Consider the following 23234-nt stretch of genomic DNA (forward strand, 5'->3'; position numbering starts at 1 on the left):
TATTTTTAATCAATAATAAATCAAAATATGAAAAGTCAGAAACTTGAAATAGAAAATGATAAAGGTGTAAAACTTCAGGCCTATTTAGAATTGCCTGCAAATCAGAATCCGAATTATTTTGCAGTGTTTGCACATTGTTTTACCTGTACCAGTACGTTATCTGCGGTTAAAAACATTAGTCGTTCGTTAACCAATCATGATTTTGGGGTGCTACGTTTCGATTTTACGGGATTAGGTAGAAGTGAAGGCGAATTTTCCGATAGTCATTTTTCTGCAAATGTTTCCGATTTATTGGCGGTAAGTAAATATTTAGAAGAACATTTTCAAGCCCCGTCCTTATTGGTTGGACATTCGCTTGGAGGTGCAGCCGTAATTGTAGCGGCATCTCAATTAAAGTCTGTAAAAGCTGTGGCAACAGTTGGTGCTCCTGCAACAGTAGAGCATGTAACGCATTTGTTCTCGCATGGATTTGATGATGTTGAAGAAAAAGGAGATGTAGAAGTTAATATTGGAGGTCGACCTTTTAATATAAATAAGGAATTTGTAGACGATTTTAGTAAAACCGATCTGCCTGAGATTACTAAAAACTTAAGAAAACCATTACTTATTATGCATGCACCTTTTGATGGTGTAGTACCTATTGAAAATGCAGAACGTTTGTATAAAACCGCACATCATCCTAAAAGTTTTGTGAGTTTAGATCAAGCCGATCATTTATTGACAGACTCTAGAGATAGTGAATATGTGGGTAATGTAATTGGGACTTGGGTACAGCGCTATTTCGAGGCAAAAGACAGCGAGATTTTAGACACCGAAGGCGAGCAGTTAGTTGCGCATTTAAATCTGTTAGAAGATAACTTTACAACGAATATCCAGACGAAAAAACATATGTTAATTGCCGATGAACCAGAGCGCGTTGGAGGTGACGATTTTGGACCTTCACCTTACGAATATTTAAACGCAGCCTTGGCCGCTTGTACCGCGATGACGCTAAAATTATATGCCCAGCGTAAAAAATGGGATTTACAAGAAGTGTTTGTTTATATTACATATTCTAAAAAACATAGCGACGATCTTAAGCTAGATTTAGAAAAACCAGCACAAATAGATTATCTAAAAAAGACCTTAAAATTTGTAGGAAACTTAGACGATAAACAGAAAGCACGTTTAAAAGAAATAGCATCTAAATGTCCTGTGCATAAAACATTAATTAGTGATACCATTATAGAAACCGAAGTGCAATAATTATTTATTGGAATTACCCTTTTATGATCTGTAAATATCTATTCTTATAACTTGTCTTGATTCTGAATCTAGTTTAGTAATTTAGATGAAAATTATAATTGCTATGCCAAAACAAACCCAAATCGGATTAGGACTCGCGGCTATTGGTCGCCCGGAATACATCAACATAAAAAAGGAAGAAATAGCGCAATCGGAAACGGTATTTAGAGCAAATGCCATGCAAGTTTTAGACGATGCCTATCGTTTTGGAGTACGGTATTTTGATGTGGCGCCATCTTATGGGAAAGGTGAACAGTTTTTAATTGATTGGCATACATTAAGATCGTATCCCGATGTAAATTTAAGTACCAAATGGGGTTATACTTATATGGCGAATTGGGAATTAGGATACCGTGGAAAGCACGAAATTAAAGAACATTCAATTTCTAAATTACAAGAGCAATGGGAAGTCTCTCAAGTGCTTTTGCCGGAGCTTAAAATATATCAAGTGCATTCTGCGACTTTAGATAGTGGTATTTTTACCAATACAGAAGCGCTTCAAGAATTACATCGTATCAAAAAGAAAACGGGTATGCAGATTGGAGTTTCTACCAGTGGTGCTAATCAGGTAGAAATTATTAAAACGGCTTTAAAAGTTCAAGTCGAAGGCGAGCCGTTATTTACCAGCTTTCAGGTTACGTACAATGTATTCGAACAATCTACCTTTAAAATATTGAATCAGTTATTAAGCGATAATAAAACAGTTATTATAAAAGAAACTTTGGCTAACGGACGTGTGTTCGAGAATAAGGATTTTCCAAAATATTCTGAAGCTTATACCTATTTTAAATTCCTGGCGAAACAATATAATGTGGGAATAGATGCCGTTGCTATACGGTTTATAATAGATAGTTTAGAGCCTCAGGTGGTGCTTAGCGGTGCTTTAACAAGCGATCAGTTGCAAGATAATTTAAAAGCCTTGTCGTTTCAATTAACAGAAGCAGAGCGACATCAACTTCAAATATTCGCATCAGAAACGGAATCGTATTGGGCCGAACGCAGTGCTTTAGCTTGGCGATAAATGACTTACATTTTTAATCCCGTCAATTTTAAAACGTATAGAGTCAACTAGACCTTCGCTTTCAACATAACTTTGTAGTATTAAGTTTAACCATTAAACAATTTAAAACTATGAACAATTCAGGAAATACAATTTTAGGTATTATAGCAGGAACCGCTTTAGGAGCAGCAATGGGAATATTATTCGCTCCTGAAAAAGGTAGTAAAACGCGTAAAATAATCTCTAAAGAGGCAGAAGCTAGAAAAAATAAATTAGCAGAACAAGCTACAGAATTCGCAGATACAGTAGCTAAAAAAGTGAATGTTAAAAAAGGAACTTTAGAAGAGCAAATAGAAAGCATTCTTGCTGATTCAAGCCATAAATCAGACGAAGTTATCGATGCTTTAGAAAAAAAATTAGAAGTTTTAAAAACTAAAAACAGACATTTTAGAAAAGACGTTAAGACTAACGGAACGTCTAAAACGACTGCAACGGTTTAATTATAACTTTTAAATTTTTTAGATATGACCATTTTTGAAGCGATTCGGCACGATCATGATATTCAGCGCGATTTACTAGATAAATTAGTGCAGTCTTCAGGCGATACAAAGAATAGAGATGAGCTGTTTAAAGCGGTGAGAAAAGAATTGGAAGTTCATGCAAATGCAGAGGAACGCCACTTTTACAAGCCATTAATCTCTACAGATATGATGCAAGAGCATTCCAGACACGGTATTGCAGAACATCATGAAATCGATGAATTAATCGAGGAACTGGAAGACACAGAATACGATTCGTCCGCATGGCTCAAAATAGCTAAAAAATTAAAACATAAAGTAGAACATCATTTGGAGGACGAAGAACATACGTTTTTTCAATTGGCAGGAAAGACCTTGTCGGAAAAACAGAAAACGGAGTTAGCTTCAGATTATGCAACATATATGAAAAAGAATAGGTGATTTCAGGTTGGTTAGTAACTTATTCTAACACCAAATCGGTATTAATTTACACGATTTGGTGTTTTTTTATGTCTAAAAATTAAACGATTTAAGGAAGTATATAAATAGTGCAACTGTATTCTAACGGATGTTAAAAACGGTTAAAAAGGTTAATTATAATACAATATAAGGCTTCTGGATTTGGAAAATGTATTCTTTTGTTATTCAATAATCAAACAATTAATATGATGAAGAACTTTTACTATTCACTTTTATTTCAATTTTAGGTTACACACACGTTAGCGCGCAAGAGGTTCAATTTGGAGCGAAAGCCGGGCTTAATTTTGCTTCGGTATTTGGAGATTATACCGATAATTTCGAGACTGTAACAGCATTTAATTATGGGGTTATGGCTGAAATTCCGATTTCAAATGTCTTTTCGTTTCAGCCTGAAGTTTTGTATTCTGGTCAAGGATATAGTTTTGGAGATGACACTGTCGCTTTAAATTATTTAAACGTACCATTAATGGCCAAATATTATGTGGTTAAAGGCTTTAGTTTAGAGGCAGGTCCGCAACTAGGGTTTTTGCTTAATACCAATGATGACGGTTTGGGAATAGAAGACGATTTTAATACTGTAGATTTTGGTGTGAATTTAGGTTTAGGTTATAAGTTGGACAACGGTCTTAATTTTAGTGCACGATACAATATTGGATTAACCGATATTGATGATGTTGAAGGATTTAGTGGTACAAATAAGAATGGCGTTTTTCAAGTTTCGGTGGGGTACTTCTTTTTCTAAAATACAATATAATTTCTGTCTTAAAACCCAAGTTAATCGCTTGGGTTTTTTGCATAATAGTTATAGCTCGGTTTAAGTTTGGAAGCCAATAGTAGCACTAATAGTTGCTCAAATGTGATAAAAACAGATTAAAGTGATACTTTCAAAAATCATTTTAATAATTTTGAATTTAATAAACCCCTATTTATATGAAGTCAGCAAACGAGTTATTAGAACTTTTGGATTTAAAAACAATTGCCCCTTCTCAATTCGAAGGAATTAGCAAAACAATTGGAAGTCCTCATGTTTTTGGTGGACAAGTATTGGCTCAATCGGTAAATGCAGCGTATAAAACCATAACTAATGGTCGGATACTACATTCGCTTCATGCTTATTTTTTAGAAGCGGGAGATTTAAATATACCCATAGTTTTCGAGGTAAATGAAGTACGCGATGGTGGTAGTTTTTCTACTCGTCGTGTGTTAGCAAGTCAGAATGGGAAAGCCATTTTTATTTTAGCGGCCTCTTTCCATAAGGCTGAAGAAGGTCACGATCATCAAATAGAGATGAATACGAACTTAAAACAACCTGAAGAGTTACTAAGTTGGACCGAAATGTTAGCGCGATATGGTAGTGTATTGCCAAAAATTACCAAGCACTTTTTAGAAATAGAACGTCCAATAGAATTTAAGCCTGTTGAGGTTATTAACCCATTAAAACAGGAGAATTTACCACCATATTCTAACATATGGTTTAAGCTTAAAACGCCAATTGCCGATGCAGATTTGGCTACAAAACAACAAATATTAACCTATATATCCGATTACAATATATTAGCTGCAGCCTTATTGCCACATGCTAGTGAAGCTCACTTTGGAAACACCCAAATGGCTAGTTTAGATCATTCGATGTGGTTTTTTAGAGATTTCGATTATGACGATTGGATGTTGTATTCCATAGAAACACCAAATGCCTCAAGTGCTCGTGGTTTTGCTAAAGGAAATATTTTTTCTAGAGACGGAAAACTTATTGCCTGCGTGGCACAAGAAGGATTAATGCGACCAATGGTTAAAAAACAGGACTAGTACATGAAGTCTAAATGTTTGGTTATGGGACATCGCGGGGCTAAAGCCTATATTGCAGAAAACACATTAGAATCCATCCAAAAAGCATTAGATTTTAATGTAGATGGTATAGAAATCGATGTGCATTGTTGTGCAACTGGCGAATTGATTGTGTTTCATGATTTTACTTTAGACCGGATGACAAATGGTGAAGGGGAACTGGCAAAACATGCCCTTTCTGAACTTAAACTATTAAAAGTAAATAAGCAGTTTGCTATTCCGACTTTAGATGAGGTTTTAGATTTGATAGATAGAAAATGTATTTTGAATATTGAATTAAAAGGTAAATCTACCGCTAAAGCAACCTGTGAGACCATTCAGAATTATATTAAAAATCGAGGGTGGCAATATTCAGATTTTTTAGTGTCTAGCTTCCAGCATCACGAAATAGAGGCTGTTTTTAATATTGATAAAAATATTCCGTTGGGTGTTTTAACTAAAGCAAATATGGCCGAAGCGATAGAGTTTGCAGAAACAGTGAAGGCTAGAGCCATTCATCCGGGTGCCGCAATTGTAACACGCGACAACGTAAAGCTTGCTCAGAGTAAAGGTTACGCCGTTAACGTGTGGACGGTTAACGACAAAGCGACTATAAATAGAATGAAAGATTATGGTGTAGATGCCATAATTTCTGATAATCCAGATAGGGTATGAAAGAATATAATGTGATTGTCGTAGGAGGAGGAGCTGCAGGTTTCTTCGCTGCGATAAATATTGCAGAACAGAATCCGCAATATAAAGTCGCCATTTTAGAACGTGGAAAAGAGGTTCTAGGAAAAGTGAAAGTATCTGGTGGCGGACGTTGCAATGTAACGCATGCCGAATTTGTACCTCAAGAATTAGTGAAATATTACCCCAGAGGAGAAAAAGAATTGTTGGGTCCATTTCATCAGTTTATGACGGGAGATACCATGGCTTGGTTTGGAGAACGTGGCGTGGAATTAAAAATTGAAGAGGATGGGAGAATGTTCCCGGTTTCGGACTCGTCGCAAACTATAATCGATTGTTTTCTTTTTGAAGCTAAAAAGCATAACGTTGATGTTTTAACCAATCAGGGTGTAAAAACAATTTCTAAACGTGATGAGGCTTGGGAAATAGAAACCAATCACGATAATTTTAAAGCCGAACAACTATTAGTTGCTACCGGAAGTAGTCCTAAAATATGGAAATTATTAGAAGGTTTAGGGCATAGCATTTCGCAACCTGTACCGTCTTTATTTACCTTTAATATAAAAGATAATCGTTTAAAAGATATTCCTGGTGTCGTGGCTCAGAATGTTGAGGTTAAAGTTTTAGGTACAGATTTATATTCTGAAGGACCTTTGTTAGTCACACATTGGGGTTTGAGTGCCCCAGCGATTTTAAAGTTATCGGCTTTTGGAGCATTAGAATTAGCAAAACGTGATTACAAATTTGAGGTTGAAGTTAATTTTGTAAAACAAGCTACAGCAGATGTTTTAGAGCAACTGAAACAAGTAAAATTAGATTCGGCAAAGAAAACGGTGTTTAAATTTCCGCAATTCGATTTACCTAAACGTTTGTGGCAACAATTGGTGTTGGCTTCAGAAATGACAGAAGATAGCCGTTGGGGCGATATTAATAGAAATCAGTTAGAGGGTTTAGCCGGACAGTTAACGCAAGCTGTTTTTAAAGTAGATGGTAAAAGTACGTTTAAAGAAGAATTTGTAACCGCAGGAGGGGTCGATTTAAAAGAAATCAATTTTAAAACTTTCGAAAGTAAACTGCATAAAAATCTGTATCTGGCGGGAGAAGTTATTAATATAGATGCCGTTACTGGCGGATTTAATTTCCAAAATGCCTGGACAGGTGCTTACATTGTGTCTAAAGCAATTTCTAGTAAGGCATGACAACATACATTGCATTATTACGTGGAATAAATGTGTCGGGACAGAAAAAAGTCCCGATGGCAGATTTACGAACGCTTATGTCCGATTTAGGTTTCGAAAATGTAAAAACGTATATACAAAGTGGGAATGTGGTGTTTCAATCTTCAGAGGAACATACATTAATTTTAGAAACTAAGATTTCAGAATCCATTTTAAATGTCTTCGGATTTGAAGTGCCGGTTTTAGTTAAAAGTCAATTGCAATTTCAAGAGATTTTTGATTCTAATCCGTTTTCAGAAGCACAGAAATCAAACAGTTATTATACGCTTTTGGGAGAGATTCCAAAGTCTGATGCTGTGGAATCCGTTTCTAAAGAAACTGTTGTCGGTGAAACGTTTGTCATTGCAGATTCTTGTGTGTATTTCTATTCGGAACACGGTTATGGAAAAGCAAAATGCAATAACAATTTTTTTGAACGGAAATTAAAAGTCTCGGCAACCACAAGAAATTTTAAAACGATGCAGAAGTTGTTATCTTTGTGCTCAGATTTATAAATTCATGACCGAACAACAATTTATTCCTCAAGTCTATTCTAAAGACATTACCGAAGGAACCGTGTCTTGGGAGTCTCCAAGCAATATTGCACTTATAAAATATTGGGGTAAGAAAAAGGATCAGATTCCTGAAAATCCATCTATAAGTTTCACACTTAATGCGTGTAAAACCACCACAGTTTTATCGTATACTAAAAAGGAAACGACTTCAGATTTCGATTTTAAGGTTTATTTAGATGGAGAACATAAACCGGATTTTCAGCCAAAAATTAAAACTTTTTTCGAGCGTGTTCTCGTGTATTTACCATTTTTAAAGGATTATACTTTTAAAATCGAAACCTCAAATACCTTTCCGCATAGTTCTGGAATCGCTTCGTCTGCTTCAGGCATGAGTGCTTTGGCATTGTGTTTAATGAGTTTAGAGCAACAACTTCAGCCTGATATGACTGCTACCTTTTTCAATCAGAAAGCCTCATTTTTATCGCGATTAGGTTCGGGTTCTGCCTGTAGAAGTATTGAAGGCGACTTAATTGTTTGGGGCGAAAATGAAACGGTTGAAGGCAGTTCAGATTTATTCGGTGTGAAATATCCGTATGCAGTGCATGAGAATTTTAAAAATTATCAGGATACTATATTGTTAGTCGATAAAGGTGAAAAGCAAGTAAGTAGTACTGTGGGGCATAATTTAATGCACGGACATCCGTTTGCAACGCAACGTTTTGCACAAGCTCATGATAATTTAGCAAGTCTGAAACCTATCTTAGAATCTGGACATTTAGATGCGTTTATCGCACTTATAGAAAGTGAGGCGTTAACCTTACATGCTATGATGATGACGAGTATGCCTTATTTTATATTAATGAAACCGAATACGTTAGAGGTGATTAATAAAATTTGGGCGTTTAGAAAAGAAACGGGTTTACATATTGGGTTTACTTTAGATGCCGGTGCTAACGTACATGTGTTGTATCCGAAATCTCAAGCTGAAGTCATCTTAAAATTCATTAAAACGGAATTAGCTAGCCATTGCCAAAACGGACAATTTATTTGCGACGAAATAGGTTTTGGGGCTAAACAAATAAATATGAGTCATTAAAGTGGTATATTAAGCAAGCATTGTTTTTTAGATTGTATTTTATCTAAACTAAAAATAATCAGTTTAGTATGTGTTTTTATCTAGAAATATGATTTTAATCTGATAATTATTATCATAAATGTAATAACGCTTGGCGTTTCTAACACTTTTAAAACGAGGGAGAAAGCGTCTGTTTTATTAATTTTTAACGGGGTGAAAATATGTGAATAATAATCATTAGCTTTGCAATGTTAATTTTAATTAAAATTACGTGAAAGGACCTTTATTTTATTCTAAAATTTTACTTTTTGGTGAATATGGTATCATAAAAGATAGCAAGGGATTATCTATTCCTTATAACTTTTATAATGGCGCATTAAAAATGGCTACCACACCAACTGATAAAACTATTAGTTCTAACCAAAGTTTAAAGCGTTACGCAACATATTTGGGTACTATTAGTGCCGATTTAGTAGTGTTCGATTTAAAAACGTTAAACGAGGATATTGAAGCGGGCATGTATTTCGATTCGTCTATTCCTCAAGGATACGGTGTTGGAAGTAGTGGTGCATTGGTTGCTGCACTTTACGATAAGTATGCACAAGATAAAATTACGGTTCTTGAAAATCTTACACGTGAAAAATTATTTAAATTAAAATCTATTTTCTCTGAAATGGAATCTTTCTTTCATGGAAAATCTTCAGGTTTAGACCCTTTAAATAGTTATTTAAGTATTCCTATCTTAATTAATTCTAAAGATAATATTGAAGCTACAGGTATTCCTTCGCAAAAGAGTGATGGAAAAGGTGCTGTGTTTTTAATAGATAGTGGTATTGTTGGAGAAACAGCTCCGATGGTTCATATTTTTATGGAAAACATGAAGCAAGAAGGTTTTAGAAATATGATTAAAAATCAGTTTGTAAAACATACCGATGCTTGTGTGGACGATTTTTTAAAAGGAGATATGAAATCCTTGTTTAAAAATACAAAGCAATTATCTAAAGTGGTTTTAAATCATTTTAAACCTATGATTCCGCAACAGTTTCACGATTTATGGAAAAAAGGTTTAGATACTAACGATTATTACTTAAAGCTTTGTGGCTCTGGTGGTGGTGGTTATATTCTTGGTTTTGCTGAAGATTTTGAAAAAGCAAAACAAGCACTTCACGGTCATAAACTAGAAGTAGTATATAATTTCTAGTCGGCAGTACAGTCGTTTTTAATTTTCATTTTTTTTAATTTGTAGCTATGTTCTCTAGAAAACATAAACATATTTTATTGAAGTTTTTCAGTATGTTTTCTGTGGTTAGAGGATATAATGTGCTTATGGTTGTTGTTGCCCAATATGTAACGGCAGTTTATATTCTCGCGCATGATAAGCCGGTTCGGGAGGTTGTTTTCGACCTTAATTTATTTATGCTGGTTTTGGCTTCTTCGGCAACTATAGCGGGTGGTTATATTATTAATAACTTCTACGATTCGGAAAAAGATTTAATCAATCGGCCTCAAAAATCTATGCTCGATCGTTTAATCAGTCAGAATGTTAAACTATCTTTTTATTTTGTTCTTAACTTACTAGCTGTTGTTATGGCAAGTTATGTTTCGTTTAAAGCCGTACTCTTTTTTGCCTTATATATTTTCGCAATTTGGTTTTATTCGCATAAATTAAAAAAGATGCCTTTTATAGGGAATCTAGCTTCTGCTGTGTTAACTATTACTCCATTTTTCGCTATTTTTATGTATTATCAGAATTTCGAGCATGTTATTTTTGTACATGCTATGTATCTGTTTTTAATAATATCTATGCGAGAATTAACTAAAGATTTGGAGAATATGCCCGGAGATTTAGCGCAGGGTTATAAAACGATTCCTATAGTTTATGGCGAGAAATACTCTAAAATAATGCTTACCGTTTTGGTGTTCTTAACGTTAGTACCCACGTATTTTTTATTAGCTAAATACGAAATTGGCCACATGTATTATTTCTTTTATTTCATGATGTTTCTCCTGGCTATGTTTTTGGTTTTGTTATGGAATTCGAGCTCTAGAAAACACTATTTAATTCTTCATAATATTCTAAAATTTATCATTTTCTCGGGTGTGTTTAGTGTCCTGTTAATCGATACAGATTTGGTGTTAAACCGACTTTTTTAAAAGGATTTGTATAAAAATAAAAAATCGTAAATTTAGTATATCTTTGCACAAAATAAATATAGCACAATGAATAAGCAAAAAGGCAGCAACAATAAAGGAAAAGCTTCAGGACGTGGAACAGGAAATACACGAAATACAAGTTATGCAAGAGGAAATGCGCCTATTAAAAAACAGGTGGTTACAGATAAGCCAAAGTCTGCACCTAAAAATTCGAATCCCGGAGAAATCCGTTTAAATAAATACATTGCCAATTCGGGTATTTGTTCTCGTAGAGACGCCGATATGCATATCGCTACAGGTTTAGTATCTGTAAATGGTAAAGTGGTAGTCGAAATGGGTTATAAGGTAAAACTGGAAGACGAAGTTCGTTTTGATGGTGCACGCGTAAACCCAGAAAAGAAAGCCTACGTATTACTTAACAAGCCAAAAGGTTTTGCTACTACAACTAGCGAGGGTAAAGGGCGTACAGTAATGGATTTAGTTGCTAATGCAACCTCTTCTAAAATAAAACCAATCGGACGTTTAGGAAGAAATTCTTTAGGTCTTATTCTATTTACAAACGACGAGGATATCGTGAGTAAGTTTACGAATTCTAAAAATGGCGTTCCTAGATTATTCCATATCGAACTTGATAAAAATTTAAAACACGAAGATTTCACTAAAATTAGAGAAGGTTTTAAAGTAGAAGGTAAACTTGTTGCAGTAGAAGAAATAAGTTATATAGATAAAGGTTCTAAAAAAGAAATCGGATTAAAAGTTAAAAATACAGGTAGTACAATCATTAGAACAATTTTCGATTATTTAAAATATGATATCGTAAAGATTGATTGTGTTAGTATTGGACAACTTACTAAAAAAGATATCCCACGCGGACACTGGAAGCACTTAACAGAACAAGAAATTGTGAATCTTAAAATGCTGTAAATCAGGTTTTAAAAGTTTTTAAAAAAAATCGAAAAAAATCTTTTTTTTTCGATTTTTTATAGCACATTTGTACAAGCTATTAGCTGAACATAATGAAAATTGTTTGTGTGTTCGGGCTTTTGAAAATTAGGAAGTCATATTCAAAAGCCGCTTATAGGATAAGCAACCGAATTTTAGAGCTAACTTCCGCATACTCCATAATTAAAAGCCAACATGTCTTTGGCTTTATGCCTACAACCCAAAGTCAAATACAAATTTGATAGATAATTAATATTATTTATTTTTCTACACAGATAATACTGTGTATCTTAAATGTTTATTTTAATTATTATATCAAATTACCATGAATACTAAATATATTGATTTAATAAATCAATCATTTTATTTCCCACAAGAAGAATTTAAATTAGAAGATAAAACGCTTCAGTTTCACGATATAGATCTAATGGAATTGGTTGAAGAATATGGTGCGCCATTAAAATTCACCTATTTACCTCAGATTTCAAATAATATTTCTCGTGCTAAACAATGGTTTGCAAAGGCCATAGAAAAGAACGACTATAAAGGAAAGTATAACTACTGTTATTGTACCAAAAGTTCGCATTTTAAACATGTTTTACACGAGGCTTTAAAAAACGACATTCATATAGAAACCTCTTCGGCATTCGATATTGATATTGTTGAGAATTTAAAAAGAGAAGGGAAAATTACAGATGAGACGTACGTTATTAGTAACGGTTTTAAACGTGAGCAATATATAACTAACATTGCACGATTAATTAATAACGGGCATAAAAATGCAATTCCGATTATTGATAATTACGAAGAAATCGATTTATTATCTCAAGAAATTAAGGGTAAATTTAATGTAGGGATTCGTATCGCTTCGGAAGAAGAACCAAAATTTGAATTTTATACATCGCGTTTAGGAATTGGCTATAAGAATATAGTGCCTTTTTATAACCGTCAGATTAAAGATAATCCGAAAGTCGAGCTTAAAATGCTTCACTTTTTTATAAATACTGGAATTCGTGATAATGCCTATTACTGGAACGAATTAGTAAAATGTTTAAAGGTATACACGTCTTTAAAAAGGGTGTGCCCATCTTTAGATAGTTTAAATATAGGTGGAGGATTTCCGATTAAAAACTCATTAGCGTTCGATTTTGATTACGAATATATGGTTGACGAAATCTTAAATCAAATCAAAATGGTTTGCGAAGAAGAAGAAGTCGATGTGCCAAACATTTTTACAGAATTTGGTAGTTTTACAGTAGGAGAAAGTGGCGGTGCTATTTATGAGGTATTATACCAGAAGCAACAAAACGATCGTGAGAAATGGAACATGATTAATTCGTCTTTCATTACAACTTTACCAGATACATGGGCAATAAATAAACGTTTTATCATGTTACCAATTAACCGTTGGCACGAAAGTTACGAACGTGTATTATTAGGAGGATTAACTTGCGATAGCGACGATTATTATAACAGTGAACAGCATATGAATGCGATTTACTTGCCAAAATATAATAAAGATAAACCATTATATATCGGATTCTTTAATACAGGCGCCTACCAGGAAACTATTGGTGGATTTGGAGGCTTACAGCACTGTTTAATTCCGACTCCAAAGCATATTTTAATAGATAAAGATGCCGATGGAAACATCACAAAAAAATTATTTGTAGAACAACAAAAAAGTGAAGACTTACTTAAAATATTAGGTTACAATGAGCAATAAAACTTATGCTGGAATTCCTGAAGATTATTCAAAATTAGAAACATCTAAGATTGTTTTAATTCCAGTGCCTTACGATGGGACAAGTACATGGCAAAAAGGAGCAGATAAAGGGCCAGAGGCTTTTTTAGATGCTTCAGAAAACATGGAAACTTACGATATTGAAACACAAACCGAGGTATACCAACAAGGTGTGTTTTTGGCCGATGCTGTTCGTGAGAATAGTTCTCCAGAAGCTATGGTGGATGCGGTTCATAAAGTCACTAAAAAATATATTAAGAAGAATAAGTTTGTCACACTTTTTGGTGGAGAGCATTCTATTTCTATAGGGTCTATTAGAGCGTTTAACGAGTGTTTTAACGACTTAACAGTATTGCATATCGATGCGCATGCCGATTTACGTAAAACCTATCACGGGTCGTCTTGTAATCATGCTTGCGCTGTTTACGAAGCCAGTCAAACAACCAACTTAATTCAAGTTGGAATTCGTTCTATGGATGTTATCGAGACTACTGTTATGGATAAGGATAAAACTTATTTCGCACACGAGTTAGCCACAAACGAATTTTGGATGGATAGTGCAATCGATCAAATGACGGATAACGTGTTTATTACATTCGATCTAGATGCTTTAGATCCGTCTATAATGCCAAGTACCGGGACGCCAGAACCAGGAGGATTATTTTGGTACGAAACCTTAGAATTTTTAAAGAAAGTATTCGAAGAGAAAAATGTTGTAGGATTCGATATTGTAGAACTTTGCCCTAATAAGAAGGAGAAATCTTCAGATTTCTTAGCAGCAAAGTTGTATTATAAAATGTTGAGTTATAAATTTATGGATGAAAATATAGATGATGACTACGACAATACATTCGAAAGTAAAAAAACAAAAAATAACACATCTAAATTCATAGAAGACGATGAGTACTAAAGGAGCAATTTCAGATTTTATAGAAAAATATTATTTACACTTTAATGCCGCTGCGCTAGTAGATGCTGCTAAAGGGTATGAAGACCAGTTAAACAAAGGTGCTAAAATGTTAGTATCCCTAGCCGGAGCAATGAGTACTGCCGAAATAGGTAAAATCTTTGCAGAAATGATTCGCCAAGATAAGGTGCAAATTATTTCATGTACAGGAGCTAACCTAGAAGAAGATATCATGAACTTGGTCGCACATTCACATTACAAACGTGTGCCTCATTATCGTGATTTAACGGCTCAAGACGAATGGGATTTATTAGAAAAAGGACTTAACCGTGTAACAGATACCTGTATTCCAGAAGAAGAAGCGTTTAGACGTTTACAAAAACATATCTTCAAAATATGGCAAGAAGCAGAAGCTAAAGGAGAACGTTATTTGCCACATGAGTATATGTATAAAATGTTATTGTCTGGTGTGTTAGAAGAGTACTACGAGATCGATTTAAAAGATTCTTGGATGTATGCCGCAGCAGAAAAAAACCTACCTATTATTTGTCCAGGATGGGAAGATAGTACTATGGGTAACATTTTTGCAAGTTATGTGCTTAAAGGCGAATTAAAAGCCAGCACCATGAAATCGGGTATAGAATACATGACATTCTTAGCAGATTGGTACACAGATAATTCTGAAAACGGCATTGGTTTCTTCCAAATTGGAGGAGGAATTGCAGGAGATTTCCCAATTTGTGTTGTGCCTATGTTATACCAAGATATGGAGCGTCCGGAAACACCATTCTGGAGTTATTTCTGTCAGATTTCAGATTCTACCACCAGTTACGGATCGTATTCAGGAGCAGTACCTAATGAGAAAATAACTTGGGGTAAGTTAGATATAGACACTCCTAAATTTATTATTGAAAGTGATGCAACCATAGTGGCGCCACTAATTTTCGCCTATTTATTAGATATGTAACCCCTATTATAAAAAATGAAACGAATAATTGTAGACTACCAAAAGCTAAATGAAGATATTTTAAATCTTCTAGTTGAAAAATTTCCTGATGGTTATGATGATGCAGATATAATTTCCTTTAAGAATGCAAAAAATGAAACTGTCGAAGCCGTTGAAGTAAGAACAGAAGACACCATTTACTTAGTTAAGGTGGGTGTGCGTTTAGCTCAAGCGATGGAAAACTATATCGAAGAAGATATCGATGACGATGATGTAGATTTCGAGGAAGTAAAGATAGACGATGCAGATGCCGAAGCTATTGAAGACGAGGATGAAGACGACGACAATGATTAAAAAAATATAATATAATAAAATAAATTAAAATGAAGGTTGCTGTTTTTCAGTCTTATATAGACGGATTGTACACATTTATGTTTGAAAATGGTGAGGATATGATTTTCGATGAGATTCATCCTCGAGCTTTAAAACAATTCGATTTAAAGCATGATGAAAGTTATATCGATAAAACTTTTAAAATAACATTTGTCGAAGTTCCAGATGCGAACGACGATGTTATTTATAGAATAGATAGCTTAAAGCTCATTTCGTAAACGAATTTTTAAAAAAAGCTTATATATTTTAAAGTGTGCTTTCTTATAAAAAGTAACGCTAAAGATATCTTGTCTTAAAACTTAAGAACATAACAGCCAAAAAGGGTTAAATAATTGAAAGATTATTTAACCCTTTTTTATGTGACAAATACAGTTAAAATGTGATGTTTTATAATATGTAAAACGAATAAAATTGTAATTAGGAACGATCTGTATGTGGTTCCAATGTCTCCATTGGCGTGCGACCAATTTGGTTCTTTAATATCACTTCATAAATAAAAGCACCATACACGAAAATGTATTCCAAGCCAATAATCCACAAGTTTTCTTCATTGTCTGCACTCGCATAGGCCAAATAACTAAGCATAAGAGTTGCGCTCCAAACCAAAGGATATTTGTATCCAGAAAACACCGAGAGTATAACCAGAAGGCTTATATACCAAGGATGGACAGTAGTGGTTGTAAAATAATATACAGAAATAATTAAAAGCATATTAAATATAAGGCTTTTCAGGTCTTTTAAAGGGGCTTTATACGTGGTATATGCAATATATACTATTACCAATAGTGCCATAATAGGTCCAACTATTTTTATTGGATTGTAACCTGTAAAGGCATAGCCAATCCCTTTTGCAATATTAAAAATACTGGCATTAAATTCGAAATTTCTAAACCAGAGACCAACGGTTCCTGCATAATTGGTAATAAATTCTGAACTAATAAAAGGAAGAAATAATGCGATGTTAATAAGTCCTACAAGTGCACAAAATAGAAAACCTTTCTTCAAATTTAAATGTTTAAATATAAGCGGGAGAAAAATAAGCGGAATTAGCTTAGTAGCCACCGATAGGGAAAAAGCGACCGCTGCCCATTGCCATTTTAACTTTTGTAGCAAGTATAAACTCATCACTAAAAAGCAAATCATTACACCTTCAAAATGCAAATTCCCAGTGAGTTCTATTATAATAAACGGATTTAAAATATACCAGTAAATATAGGATGCAGGGAGGTTTAGGTTTTTTAATAGTTTTCTTCCGAAGAAAAAGGTTCCAAAATCGGCTGCAATTATAAGTACTCGCATCACGATAACCGAACCTAAAATAGAGTGGTTAGACACTACAGCTGCTAAATAATAACAAAACTGACTTACAGGCGGGTAATTGGTAAAGTGTGAAGCACTAAGCGGTCCCATTTTATTATATAAAACTTGCGCATCTGGTATAGGGAAAATACCGTTTGTTAAAAACGAATCTGGTGTATGTAGATAAGGATTATAACCAGCAAAAATCATGCGCCCATCCCAAATAAAGCGATAAAAATCTTGGGATAAATTAGGAATGGCCATTAAGAAAACAAATCGGGCTAATAGGGATACAATAAATAAAGGACGATTGGTCCCACTGTTTAATTGTATAATCTTGTAGCTTACAAAGAATAATGCTGCATAAAGACTAATTAATTTAAAATATTCTGTACGCTCTAAATAATATCCAAAAAGAACGTATAAACAGATTAAACTCAAAAAAAGTACTATCCTAATTATTGGCGTTTTTTTAACAGAATAATTTGTAGTCATAATAAAATTGTAATCGATTTAATTTTCTGAATAACAGTTAAATGCGTAATTTATAACGTTTGAAATTACAAGCTTGAAGGGTTCGTTTTACATGACAACTATCATGAATTATCTTCAATTTTAGACGTAATTTCGTAGGGTACCTTATTAATTAATCGTAATAAACAACAAAAAAATGAATATTTCACATATTGAGCACATAGGAATTGCAGTTGAAAATTTAGAGGAGTCTATAAAATACTACGAAGGGGTATTGGGACTAAAATGCTATTCGATTGAGGAGGTTGCTGACCAGAAAGTTAAAACTGCTTTTTTTATGGTTGGTCAGACTAAAATAGAATTATTAGAAAGTACTTCGCCAGATGGCCCTATCGGTAAATTTATAGCGAAAAAAGGTCAAGGTATGCATCATATTGCATTTGCAGTAAACGATTCTACCGAGGCATTAAAGCTAGCCGAAGAACGTGGCGTAACATTAATAGATAAAACGTCTAGAAAAGGCGCAGAAGGCTTAAATATAGGTTTCCTACACCCTAAATCCACACAAGGCGTACTTACCGAACTCTGTTCAAAAGAAAAATAATAATACACAAACAAAACCCGTACTAATGGCAAATCAAGAAAAAATTAACGAGCTCATTGAAAAACGAGCGAAAGCAAAATTAGGTGGTGGTGAAAAGCGTATCGATTCCCAGCATGCTAAAGGTAAACTTACAGCTCGTGAACGTATCGATATTCTTTTAGATGATGATAGTTTTGAAGAATTCGACATGTTTGTTACACACAGAACAAAATCTTTCGGATTAGATAAGCAAATCTATTTATCAGATGGTGTAATTACTGGGCATGGTACCATAGATGGTAGAATTGTATATGTGTTCTCTCAAGATTTTACGGTGTTTGGAGGTTCGCTTTCCGAAACCTATGCCTTGAAGATTTGTAAAATTATGGATATGGCCATGAAAATTGGTGTACCCGTAATCGGCCTTAACGATAGTGGAGGAGCACGTATTCAAGAAGGTGTGCGGTCGCTTGCCGGTTATGCCGAAATTTTTCAACGTAATATAATGGCTTCTGGTGTTATTCCTCAGATTTCTTCAATCTTAGGACCTTGTGCTGGGGGAGCAGTGTATTCTCCTGCATTAACAGATTTTACGATCATGACAGACAAAACCAGTTATATGTTTGTAACTGGTCCAAAAGTCGTTAAATCGGTTACAGGCGAAGAGGTGACTACAGAACAACTAGGAGGTGCAAAAGTACATTCTACCAAATCTGGTGTGTCTCATTTCTTAGCAGATAACGACGAAGAAAACTTATTATTAGTAAGAAAATTACTGAGCTACTTACCGTCTAATAATCTAGAAGAGCCACCTGTGGTGCCTTGTACAGATCCTATAGATCGTTTAGACGATGCCTTAAATAGTATAATTCCAGAAAATGCCAATCAGCCTTACGATATTGTAGATGTTATTTCTATTCTTACAGACAACGGAGAGTTTACCGAAGTACACAGAGATTATGCAAGAAACATAGTCGTAGGTTTTGCGCGTTTTAATGGTCGTTCTGTTGGTATAGTGGCTAATCAGCCTAAATACTATGCGGGTGTTCTAGATTGTGAAGCGTCTAGAAAAGCCGCACGATTTGTCCGTTTTTGCGATGCTTTTAATATTCCGATTGTAACCTTAGTCGATGTGCCTGGATTCTTACCTGGAACGGGACAAGAATATTCTGGTATTATTTTACATGGCGCTAAATTGTTATTTGCTTATGGCGAAGCTACTGTTCCTAAAGTAACCATTACGTTACGTAAATCTTATGGAGGTGCACACGATGTAATGAGTTGTAAGCAACTGCGAGGCGATTTAAACTACGCGTGGCCAACAGCCGAAATTGCAGTTATGGGAGCAAAAGGAGCTGTTGAAGTTCTTGAAGGATCTAATATTAGAAAAATTGAAGATGCCGACGAGAAACAACACTATATCGAAGAGAAAGAACACGAGTATAATACCAAGTTTGCTAATCCTTATGTCGCCGCTAAATATGGATTTATTGATGATGTAATTGAACCACGAAATACCAGATTTAGAATCGTAAGAGCTTTAGAGTTGTTAGCGAATAAAAAAGAGGTAAATCCTCCTAAAAAACATTCAAATATCCCACTATAATTATGGCAAATTTATTGGCACTAATCGAGACTACACAGCAAATAGCTGTCGACCCAATTGAAGAAGGTTATATTATTTTAGTAACAGGATTATTCATTGTGTTTACGGGTTTAATTCTCTTAACCTTAATTTTTAAGTATGCATTGCCTTTAATGTTATACGCATATAAATTAATCTCTAAGGGACCAGATAAAAAGATTTCAGAAATATCTGCTGTAGCAAACGAAGACTTTACTGGAGAAATTGTAGCTGCTATTTCCGCGGCAGTTCACCTTCATTTAAACGATCAGCATGATCACGAAAATGCAATTTTAACTATAAAACAAGCTCGGAAAATGTACTCTCCTTGGAGTTCCAAATTATACGGTGTTTACAATAAACGGTAGTTTGGGGTTAATTTTTTTGAACATTTAAGTAATACACAATACAATGAAAAATTTCACATTCAATATAAACGATAATAATTATAGTGTCAGAATTGTCTCCCAAGAAAAAAACACTATAGACCTAGAAGTTAACGGTACTGCTTACACCGTTAAAATGGAAGAGGAGTTAAAAACCGTTAAAACACCAACGTTAGTGCGCACGGCGTCAAAAGCCGCTTTAGAGCCCGTTAAAATAAAAACTTCAGCTTCGGCAGCTGCGGGTAAAATTACCATTACTGCGCCAATTCCAGGTGTGGTTTTAAGCCTCAATGTAAAAGTTGGAGACACCGTTAAAGATGGCGATTTGTTGCTGGTTCTTGAAGCGATGAAAATGGAAAACAACATTACTTCTGAGAAATCTGGAGTAGTTACCGCTGTGAATGTTGGCGTGGGACAACAAGTTTTACAAAGTGAAGTAATGATAGAGTTAGAATAGGTATGTATCTATAGTACGTTCTTAAATTAAGGAAGGTGCTATGATGTGCAAAAACATAAAAAAATGAAAAAAGTAATATTAATATTTGGAGTGCTATCATTGCTGGTTTTTATTAAACCCGCCTTAGGGTTAAGTTTTAGCTCGGCGACAGCTACTACAACTACTTCACTAACAACGCAAGCAGACACTTCGGAAAGAAGTTTTGTATCTGAAGCGATGGGAGGTATTGAACAATTTTATCAGTACACGGGTTTTGCTAATGCCGCCGGTGGAAATATCATCATGATTATTATTGGGATTGTGTTTATTTATCTCGGTATTAAATTCGATTACGAGCCCCTACTTCTAATACCAATTGGAGCCGGTGTTATTATAGGAAATATACCCTTTGTAGCCGGAAATCAGACAGGAATTTACGAGACTGGTTCGGTATTAAACTATTTATATTTTGGGGTTGTAAAAGGTATATATCCGCCATTAATCTTTTTAGGGATTGGAGCGATGACAGATTTCTCCTCTCTTATAGCGAATCCAAAGCTTATGCTTTTAGGAGGTGCGGCTCAAATTGGAGTGTTTGCCACGTTCTTAGGTGCACTTTATCTTGGGTTTAATTTACCCGAAGCTGGTGCTATTGGAATAATCGGAGGAGCAGATGGACCAACAGCAATATTCTTGTCGTCTAAATTAGCGAATGGAATTAATATTCTACCCGATGGTACAACGGTTAAAAACTTAATCGGACCAATAGCCATTGCCGCGTATTCTTATATGGCCTTGGTGCCGGTAATTCAGCCACCAATCATGAAATTGCTTACCTCTAAAAAAGAGCGTTTAATTAGAATGAAACCACCTAGAGCAGTTTCTCAAAAGGAAAAAATGATTTTCCCCGTAGTTGCTTTATTGTTAACAACATTTATTTCTCCAAGTGCCTTACCATTATTAGGAATGTTATTCTTTGGTAACTTATTAAAAGAATCAGGAAGAACAGAACGTCTAGCAGATACAGCACGTACAAAATTAATAGACATTGTAACCATTCTTTTAGGTGTAACTGTTGGGGCATCTACCCAGGCAGATATCTTTATTACCAAAGATTCCTTATTAATTTTCGGATTAGGAGCGATATCATTTGTAATCGCCACCATGGGAGGCTTGCTATTTGCCAAATTCATGAACTTATTCTTAAAAGGAGACAACAAGATTAATCCTTTAATTGGTGCTGCGGGAGTATCGGCTGTGCCAGATAGTGCGCGTGTAGTACATGCCGAAGGTTTAAAAGCAGATCCACATAATTATCTGTTAATGCACGCTATGGCACCAAATGTAGCTGGTGTTATTGGCTCGGCCATTGCTGCAGGTATTATTTTAAGCTTCTTTTCTTAAGAGGTATAAAACATGTAATTGTAATGTAATCTAAAAAATTATCGTCATGAGCATACCAAATAAAATGTCTGCTGCAGATGCAGTTAAATTAATTAAATCAGGAGATAGAGTGTTAATTCAAGGTGGTTCTGCAACGCCTCAGGCGCTTATAAAAGCGATGGTGGCGAGAGCACCAGAATTAAGAGGTGTAAATATTGTGCATTTACATACCGAAGGAGCATGTGGTTATGTCGCACCAGAATTAAACGAGAGTTTTTCTACAAGTGCTTTCTTTATTGGTGGAAATATTAGAAAAATGATTGGTATTACAGCCGATTATATTCCTGTATTTCTAAGCGATATTCCAAGCTTATTTCGCGAAGGATATATGAATTTAGATGTGGTGCTGGTAAATGTATCTCCTCCCGATAAACACGGATTTTGTTCGTTGGGTGTGTCTGTAGATATTGTTATTTCTGGTATCGAGAATGCAAAAACGGTAATTGCACAAATTAACCCTAATATGCCAAGAACCTTTGGAGATGCCATTGTAAATATAAATGATTTCGCGGCTTGTGTAGAAGTCGATGAAGCCCTTTACGAAATGCAATTTGTAGCCCCTTCGGAAGAAGAAAAGGCCATTGGTGAAAATGTAGCAGGAATTATCGAAGACGGTGCTACACTGCAGATGGGAATTGGAGGGATTCCAAACGCGGTATTAACCTATTTAAATAATCATAAAAATTTAGGAATACATACGGAGATGTTCTCCGAAGGAATCGTAGATTTAGTGGAAAAAGGTATAGTAAACGGGTCCCAAAAAAAAGTGAATCCTTATAAAATTGTATCCGGATTTGCAATGGGAACCAGGCGCTTATACGATTTTATGGATGATAATCCTGAGATTGAAATGTTGGATATTGCGTATGTTAACGATACGTCTGTGATTCGTCAGAATCCTAAAGTAACCGCAATTAACTCAGCGATAGAAATAGATATTACAGGTCAGGTTTGTGCCGATTCAATAGGGACACGAATGTTGTCTGGTGTTGGCGGACAAATGGACTTTATGCGAGGTGCTGCCTTATCGGAGGGCGGGAAACCTATTATTGCGATAAATTCTAAAACCTTAAAAGGGGTTTCTAAAATTGTTCCAACTTTAAGAGTAGGAGCAGGCGTAGTTACCACTAGAGCGCATGCCAGATATGTGGTTACAGAATATGGCGTAGCAGAATTTTTTGGTAAAACTTTAAAACAGCGTGCCATAGCCTTAAGAGACATTGCGCATCCTGATTATCGAGAAGAATTAGATAAAGCTATTTTTGAAAGATTCGGAAGTAGCATCATGATTTAATCACAC

At 34.9% G+C, this 23234-nt stretch carries 25 protein-coding genes; 24 read left to right on the plus strand and 1 reads right to left on the minus strand.

The genetic code is table 11. The features are described 5' to 3' along the window. Window positions 1–27: 27 nt before the first annotated feature. From ACKC83_RS07285 to ACKC83_RS07370, 18 genes are all read left to right on the plus strand, one after another. The gene (locus tag ACKC83_RS07285; RefSeq protein ID WP_434037563.1) at window positions 28–1245 is read left to right on the plus strand and encodes a bifunctional alpha/beta hydrolase/OsmC family protein; all 1218 of its coding nucleotides are present in this window, start codon (window positions 28–30) and stop codon (window positions 1243–1245) included. A gap of 85 nt (window positions 1246–1330) precedes the next feature. Further along, window positions 1331–2305 carry an aldo/keto reductase gene (locus ACKC83_RS07290; RefSeq protein ID WP_434037564.1) on the plus strand — a complete coding sequence of 325 codons (975 nt, stop codon included), beginning with the start codon at window positions 1331–1333 and terminating at the stop codon, window positions 2303–2305. A gap of 110 nt (window positions 2306–2415) precedes the next feature. Beyond that, entirely contained in the window at window positions 2416–2784 is a 369-nt protein-coding gene (locus ACKC83_RS07295) for a YtxH domain-containing protein (RefSeq protein WP_414036346.1), read from the plus strand. 24 nt (window positions 2785–2808) lie between these two features. Next, window positions 2809–3243 (plus strand): hemerythrin domain-containing protein, encoded by a 435-nt coding sequence (locus ACKC83_RS07300; RefSeq protein WP_414036345.1) that lies wholly within the window; start codon window positions 2809–2811, stop codon window positions 3241–3243. Window positions 3244–3502: 259 nt separating this feature from the next. Beyond that, complete coding sequence (locus ACKC83_RS07305; RefSeq protein ID WP_434037767.1) at window positions 3503–4024, plus strand: porin family protein; 522 nt, start codon at window positions 3503–3505, stop codon at window positions 4022–4024. A 188-nt stretch (window positions 4025–4212) separates the two neighbouring features. Beyond that, complete coding sequence (locus ACKC83_RS07310; RefSeq protein ID WP_434037565.1) at window positions 4213–5088, plus strand: acyl-CoA thioesterase; 876 nt, start codon at window positions 4213–4215, stop codon at window positions 5086–5088. A 3-nt stretch (window positions 5089–5091) separates the two neighbouring features. Beyond that, window positions 5092–5781, plus strand: coding sequence for a glycerophosphodiester phosphodiesterase (locus tag ACKC83_RS07315; protein ID WP_434037566.1), 690 nt, complete (start codon window positions 5092–5094; stop codon window positions 5779–5781). Next, window positions 5778–6995, plus strand: a complete 1218-nt coding sequence (locus ACKC83_RS07320; protein WP_434037567.1) for an NAD(P)/FAD-dependent oxidoreductase — start codon at window positions 5778–5780, stop codon at window positions 6993–6995. The genes ACKC83_RS07315 and ACKC83_RS07320 overlap by 4 nt, the downstream gene beginning before the upstream one ends. Next, the gene (locus ACKC83_RS07325) at window positions 6992–7528 is read left to right on the plus strand and encodes a DUF1697 domain-containing protein (protein WP_434037568.1); all 537 of its coding nucleotides are present in this window, start codon (window positions 6992–6994) and stop codon (window positions 7526–7528) included. Before ACKC83_RS07320 ends, ACKC83_RS07325 begins: the two co-directional genes overlap by 4 nt. A 4-nt stretch (window positions 7529–7532) precedes the next feature. Then, window positions 7533–8624 carry a diphosphomevalonate/mevalonate 3,5-bisphosphate decarboxylase family protein gene (locus ACKC83_RS07330; protein ID WP_434037569.1) on the plus strand — a complete coding sequence of 364 codons (1092 nt, stop codon included), beginning with the start codon at window positions 7533–7535 and terminating at the stop codon, window positions 8622–8624. 250 nt (window positions 8625–8874) lie between these two features. Next, window positions 8875–9804 (plus strand): mevalonate kinase family protein, encoded by a 930-nt coding sequence (locus ACKC83_RS07335; RefSeq protein WP_434037570.1) that lies wholly within the window; start codon window positions 8875–8877, stop codon window positions 9802–9804. A gap of 47 nt (window positions 9805–9851) precedes the next feature. Next, window positions 9852–10757: a geranylgeranylglycerol-phosphate geranylgeranyltransferase gene (locus tag ACKC83_RS07340; protein ID WP_414036336.1), complete on the plus strand. Its 906-nt coding sequence runs from the start codon at window positions 9852–9854 to the stop codon at window positions 10755–10757. A gap of 66 nt (window positions 10758–10823) precedes the next feature. Further along, complete coding sequence (locus ACKC83_RS07345; RefSeq protein WP_414036335.1) at window positions 10824–11681, plus strand: pseudouridine synthase; 858 nt, start codon at window positions 10824–10826, stop codon at window positions 11679–11681. Between the two features lie 343 nt (window positions 11682–12024). Continuing rightward, window positions 12025–13425: an arginine decarboxylase gene (locus tag ACKC83_RS07350; RefSeq protein WP_414036334.1), complete on the plus strand. Its 1401-nt coding sequence runs from the start codon at window positions 12025–12027 to the stop codon at window positions 13423–13425. After that, window positions 13415–14353, plus strand: a complete 939-nt coding sequence (gene speB / locus ACKC83_RS07355) for an agmatinase (protein ID WP_434037571.1) — start codon at window positions 13415–13417, stop codon at window positions 14351–14353. Before ACKC83_RS07350 ends, speB begins: the two co-directional genes overlap by 11 nt. Then, on the plus strand, window positions 14343–15317 hold the full coding sequence (locus tag ACKC83_RS07360; protein WP_414036332.1) for a deoxyhypusine synthase family protein: 975 nt from the start codon (window positions 14343–14345) through the stop codon (window positions 15315–15317). Before speB ends, ACKC83_RS07360 begins: the two co-directional genes overlap by 11 nt. Before the next feature lie 15 nt (window positions 15318–15332). Next, window positions 15333–15650 (plus strand): hypothetical protein, encoded by a 318-nt coding sequence (locus ACKC83_RS07365; RefSeq protein WP_414036331.1) that lies wholly within the window; start codon window positions 15333–15335, stop codon window positions 15648–15650. Window positions 15651–15679: 29 nt separating this feature from the next. Next, window positions 15680–15907: a hypothetical protein gene (locus ACKC83_RS07370; protein ID WP_414036330.1), complete on the plus strand. Its 228-nt coding sequence runs from the start codon at window positions 15680–15682 to the stop codon at window positions 15905–15907. Between the two features lie 199 nt (window positions 15908–16106). On the opposite strand, the gene ACKC83_RS07375 is transcribed toward ACKC83_RS07370, so the two are convergent. Then, on the minus strand, window positions 16107–17483 hold the full coding sequence (locus ACKC83_RS07375) for a mannosyltransferase (RefSeq protein WP_434037572.1): 1377 nt from the start codon (window positions 17481–17483) through the stop codon (window positions 16107–16109). A 175-nt stretch (window positions 17484–17658) separates the two neighbouring features. On the opposite strand from ACKC83_RS07375, the gene mce reads away from it, so the two are divergent. The 6 genes from mce to ACKC83_RS07405 all read left to right on the plus strand — a co-directional run bounded on the left by mce (window position 17659) and on the right by ACKC83_RS07405 (window position 23228). Next, window positions 17659–18066, plus strand: a complete 408-nt coding sequence (mce, locus tag ACKC83_RS07380) for a methylmalonyl-CoA epimerase (protein ID WP_414036328.1) — start codon at window positions 17659–17661, stop codon at window positions 18064–18066. Between the two features lie 25 nt (window positions 18067–18091). Beyond that, on the plus strand, window positions 18092–19651 hold the full coding sequence (locus ACKC83_RS07385) for an acyl-CoA carboxylase subunit beta (protein ID WP_414036327.1): 1560 nt from the start codon (window positions 18092–18094) through the stop codon (window positions 19649–19651). Window positions 19652–19653: 2 nt separating this feature from the next. Further along, window positions 19654–20037 (plus strand): OadG family protein, encoded by a 384-nt coding sequence (locus tag ACKC83_RS07390; protein ID WP_434037573.1) that lies wholly within the window; start codon window positions 19654–19656, stop codon window positions 20035–20037. Window positions 20038–20080: 43 nt separating this feature from the next. Continuing rightward, window positions 20081–20512 carry a biotin/lipoyl-containing protein gene (locus tag ACKC83_RS07395; protein ID WP_414036325.1) on the plus strand — a complete coding sequence of 144 codons (432 nt, stop codon included), beginning with the start codon at window positions 20081–20083 and terminating at the stop codon, window positions 20510–20512. Window positions 20513–20575: 63 nt separating this feature from the next. Continuing rightward, window positions 20576–21895 carry a sodium ion-translocating decarboxylase subunit beta gene (locus tag ACKC83_RS07400; RefSeq protein WP_434037574.1) on the plus strand — a complete coding sequence of 440 codons (1320 nt, stop codon included), beginning with the start codon at window positions 20576–20578 and terminating at the stop codon, window positions 21893–21895. A gap of 46 nt (window positions 21896–21941) precedes the next feature. Continuing rightward, window positions 21942–23228, plus strand: coding sequence for an acetyl-CoA hydrolase/transferase family protein (locus ACKC83_RS07405; RefSeq protein WP_434037575.1), 1287 nt, complete (start codon window positions 21942–21944; stop codon window positions 23226–23228). Window positions 23229–23234 lie beyond the last annotated feature (6 nt).

The sequence above is a fragment of the Formosa bonchosmolovskayae genome (genome assembly GCF_051016085.1).
In the GTDB taxonomy this organism is placed as follows: Bacteria; Bacteroidota; Bacteroidia; order Flavobacteriales; family Flavobacteriaceae; genus Formosa.

Excerpts from the sequence above, each read along its gene's own strand:
- ACKC83_RS07325 (WP_434037568.1), top strand. The coding sequence starts at position 6,992 with ATGACAACATACATTGCATTATTACGTGGAATAAATGTGTCGGGACAG.
- ACKC83_RS07310 (WP_434037565.1), top strand. The coding sequence starts at position 4,213 with ATGAAGTCAGCAAACGAGTTATTAGAACTTTTGGATTTAAAAACAATT.
- ACKC83_RS07330 (WP_434037569.1), top strand. The coding sequence starts at position 7,533 with ATGACCGAACAACAATTTATTCCTCAAGTCTATTCTAAAGACATTACC.
- ACKC83_RS07405 (WP_434037575.1), top strand. The coding sequence starts at position 21,942 with ATGAGCATACCAAATAAAATGTCTGCTGCAGATGCAGTTAAATTAATT.
- ACKC83_RS07315 (WP_434037566.1), top strand. The coding sequence starts at position 5,092 with ATGAAGTCTAAATGTTTGGTTATGGGACATCGCGGGGCTAAAGCCTAT.
- mce (WP_414036328.1), top strand. The coding sequence starts at position 17,659 with ATGAATATTTCACATATTGAGCACATAGGAATTGCAGTTGAAAATTTA.
- ACKC83_RS07300 (WP_414036345.1), top strand. The coding sequence starts at position 2,809 with ATGACCATTTTTGAAGCGATTCGGCACGATCATGATATTCAGCGCGAT.
- ACKC83_RS07375 (WP_434037572.1), bottom strand. The coding sequence starts at position 17,483 with ATGACTACAAATTATTCTGTTAAAAAAACGCCAATAATTAGGATAGTA.
- ACKC83_RS07390 (WP_434037573.1), top strand. The coding sequence starts at position 19,654 with ATGGCAAATTTATTGGCACTAATCGAGACTACACAGCAAATAGCTGTC.
- ACKC83_RS07340 (WP_414036336.1), top strand. The coding sequence starts at position 9,852 with ATGTTCTCTAGAAAACATAAACATATTTTATTGAAGTTTTTCAGTATG.
- ACKC83_RS07365 (WP_414036331.1), top strand. The coding sequence starts at position 15,333 with ATGAAACGAATAATTGTAGACTACCAAAAGCTAAATGAAGATATTTTA.
- ACKC83_RS07360 (WP_414036332.1), top strand. The coding sequence starts at position 14,343 with ATGAGTACTAAAGGAGCAATTTCAGATTTTATAGAAAAATATTATTTA.
- ACKC83_RS07400 (WP_434037574.1), top strand. The coding sequence starts at position 20,576 with ATGAAAAAAGTAATATTAATATTTGGAGTGCTATCATTGCTGGTTTTT.
- ACKC83_RS07395 (WP_414036325.1), top strand. The coding sequence starts at position 20,081 with ATGAAAAATTTCACATTCAATATAAACGATAATAATTATAGTGTCAGA.
- ACKC83_RS07290 (WP_434037564.1), top strand. The coding sequence starts at position 1,331 with ATGAAAATTATAATTGCTATGCCAAAACAAACCCAAATCGGATTAGGA.
- ACKC83_RS07285 (WP_434037563.1), top strand. The coding sequence starts at position 28 with ATGAAAAGTCAGAAACTTGAAATAGAAAATGATAAAGGTGTAAAACTT.
- ACKC83_RS07385 (WP_414036327.1), top strand. The coding sequence starts at position 18,092 with ATGGCAAATCAAGAAAAAATTAACGAGCTCATTGAAAAACGAGCGAAA.
- ACKC83_RS07320 (WP_434037567.1), top strand. The coding sequence starts at position 5,778 with ATGAAAGAATATAATGTGATTGTCGTAGGAGGAGGAGCTGCAGGTTTC.
- ACKC83_RS07345 (WP_414036335.1), top strand. The coding sequence starts at position 10,824 with ATGAATAAGCAAAAAGGCAGCAACAATAAAGGAAAAGCTTCAGGACGT.
- ACKC83_RS07370 (WP_414036330.1), top strand. The coding sequence starts at position 15,680 with ATGAAGGTTGCTGTTTTTCAGTCTTATATAGACGGATTGTACACATTT.
- speB (WP_434037571.1), top strand. The coding sequence starts at position 13,415 with ATGAGCAATAAAACTTATGCTGGAATTCCTGAAGATTATTCAAAATTA.
- ACKC83_RS07295 (WP_414036346.1), top strand. The coding sequence starts at position 2,416 with ATGAACAATTCAGGAAATACAATTTTAGGTATTATAGCAGGAACCGCT.
- ACKC83_RS07350 (WP_414036334.1), top strand. The coding sequence starts at position 12,025 with ATGAATACTAAATATATTGATTTAATAAATCAATCATTTTATTTCCCA.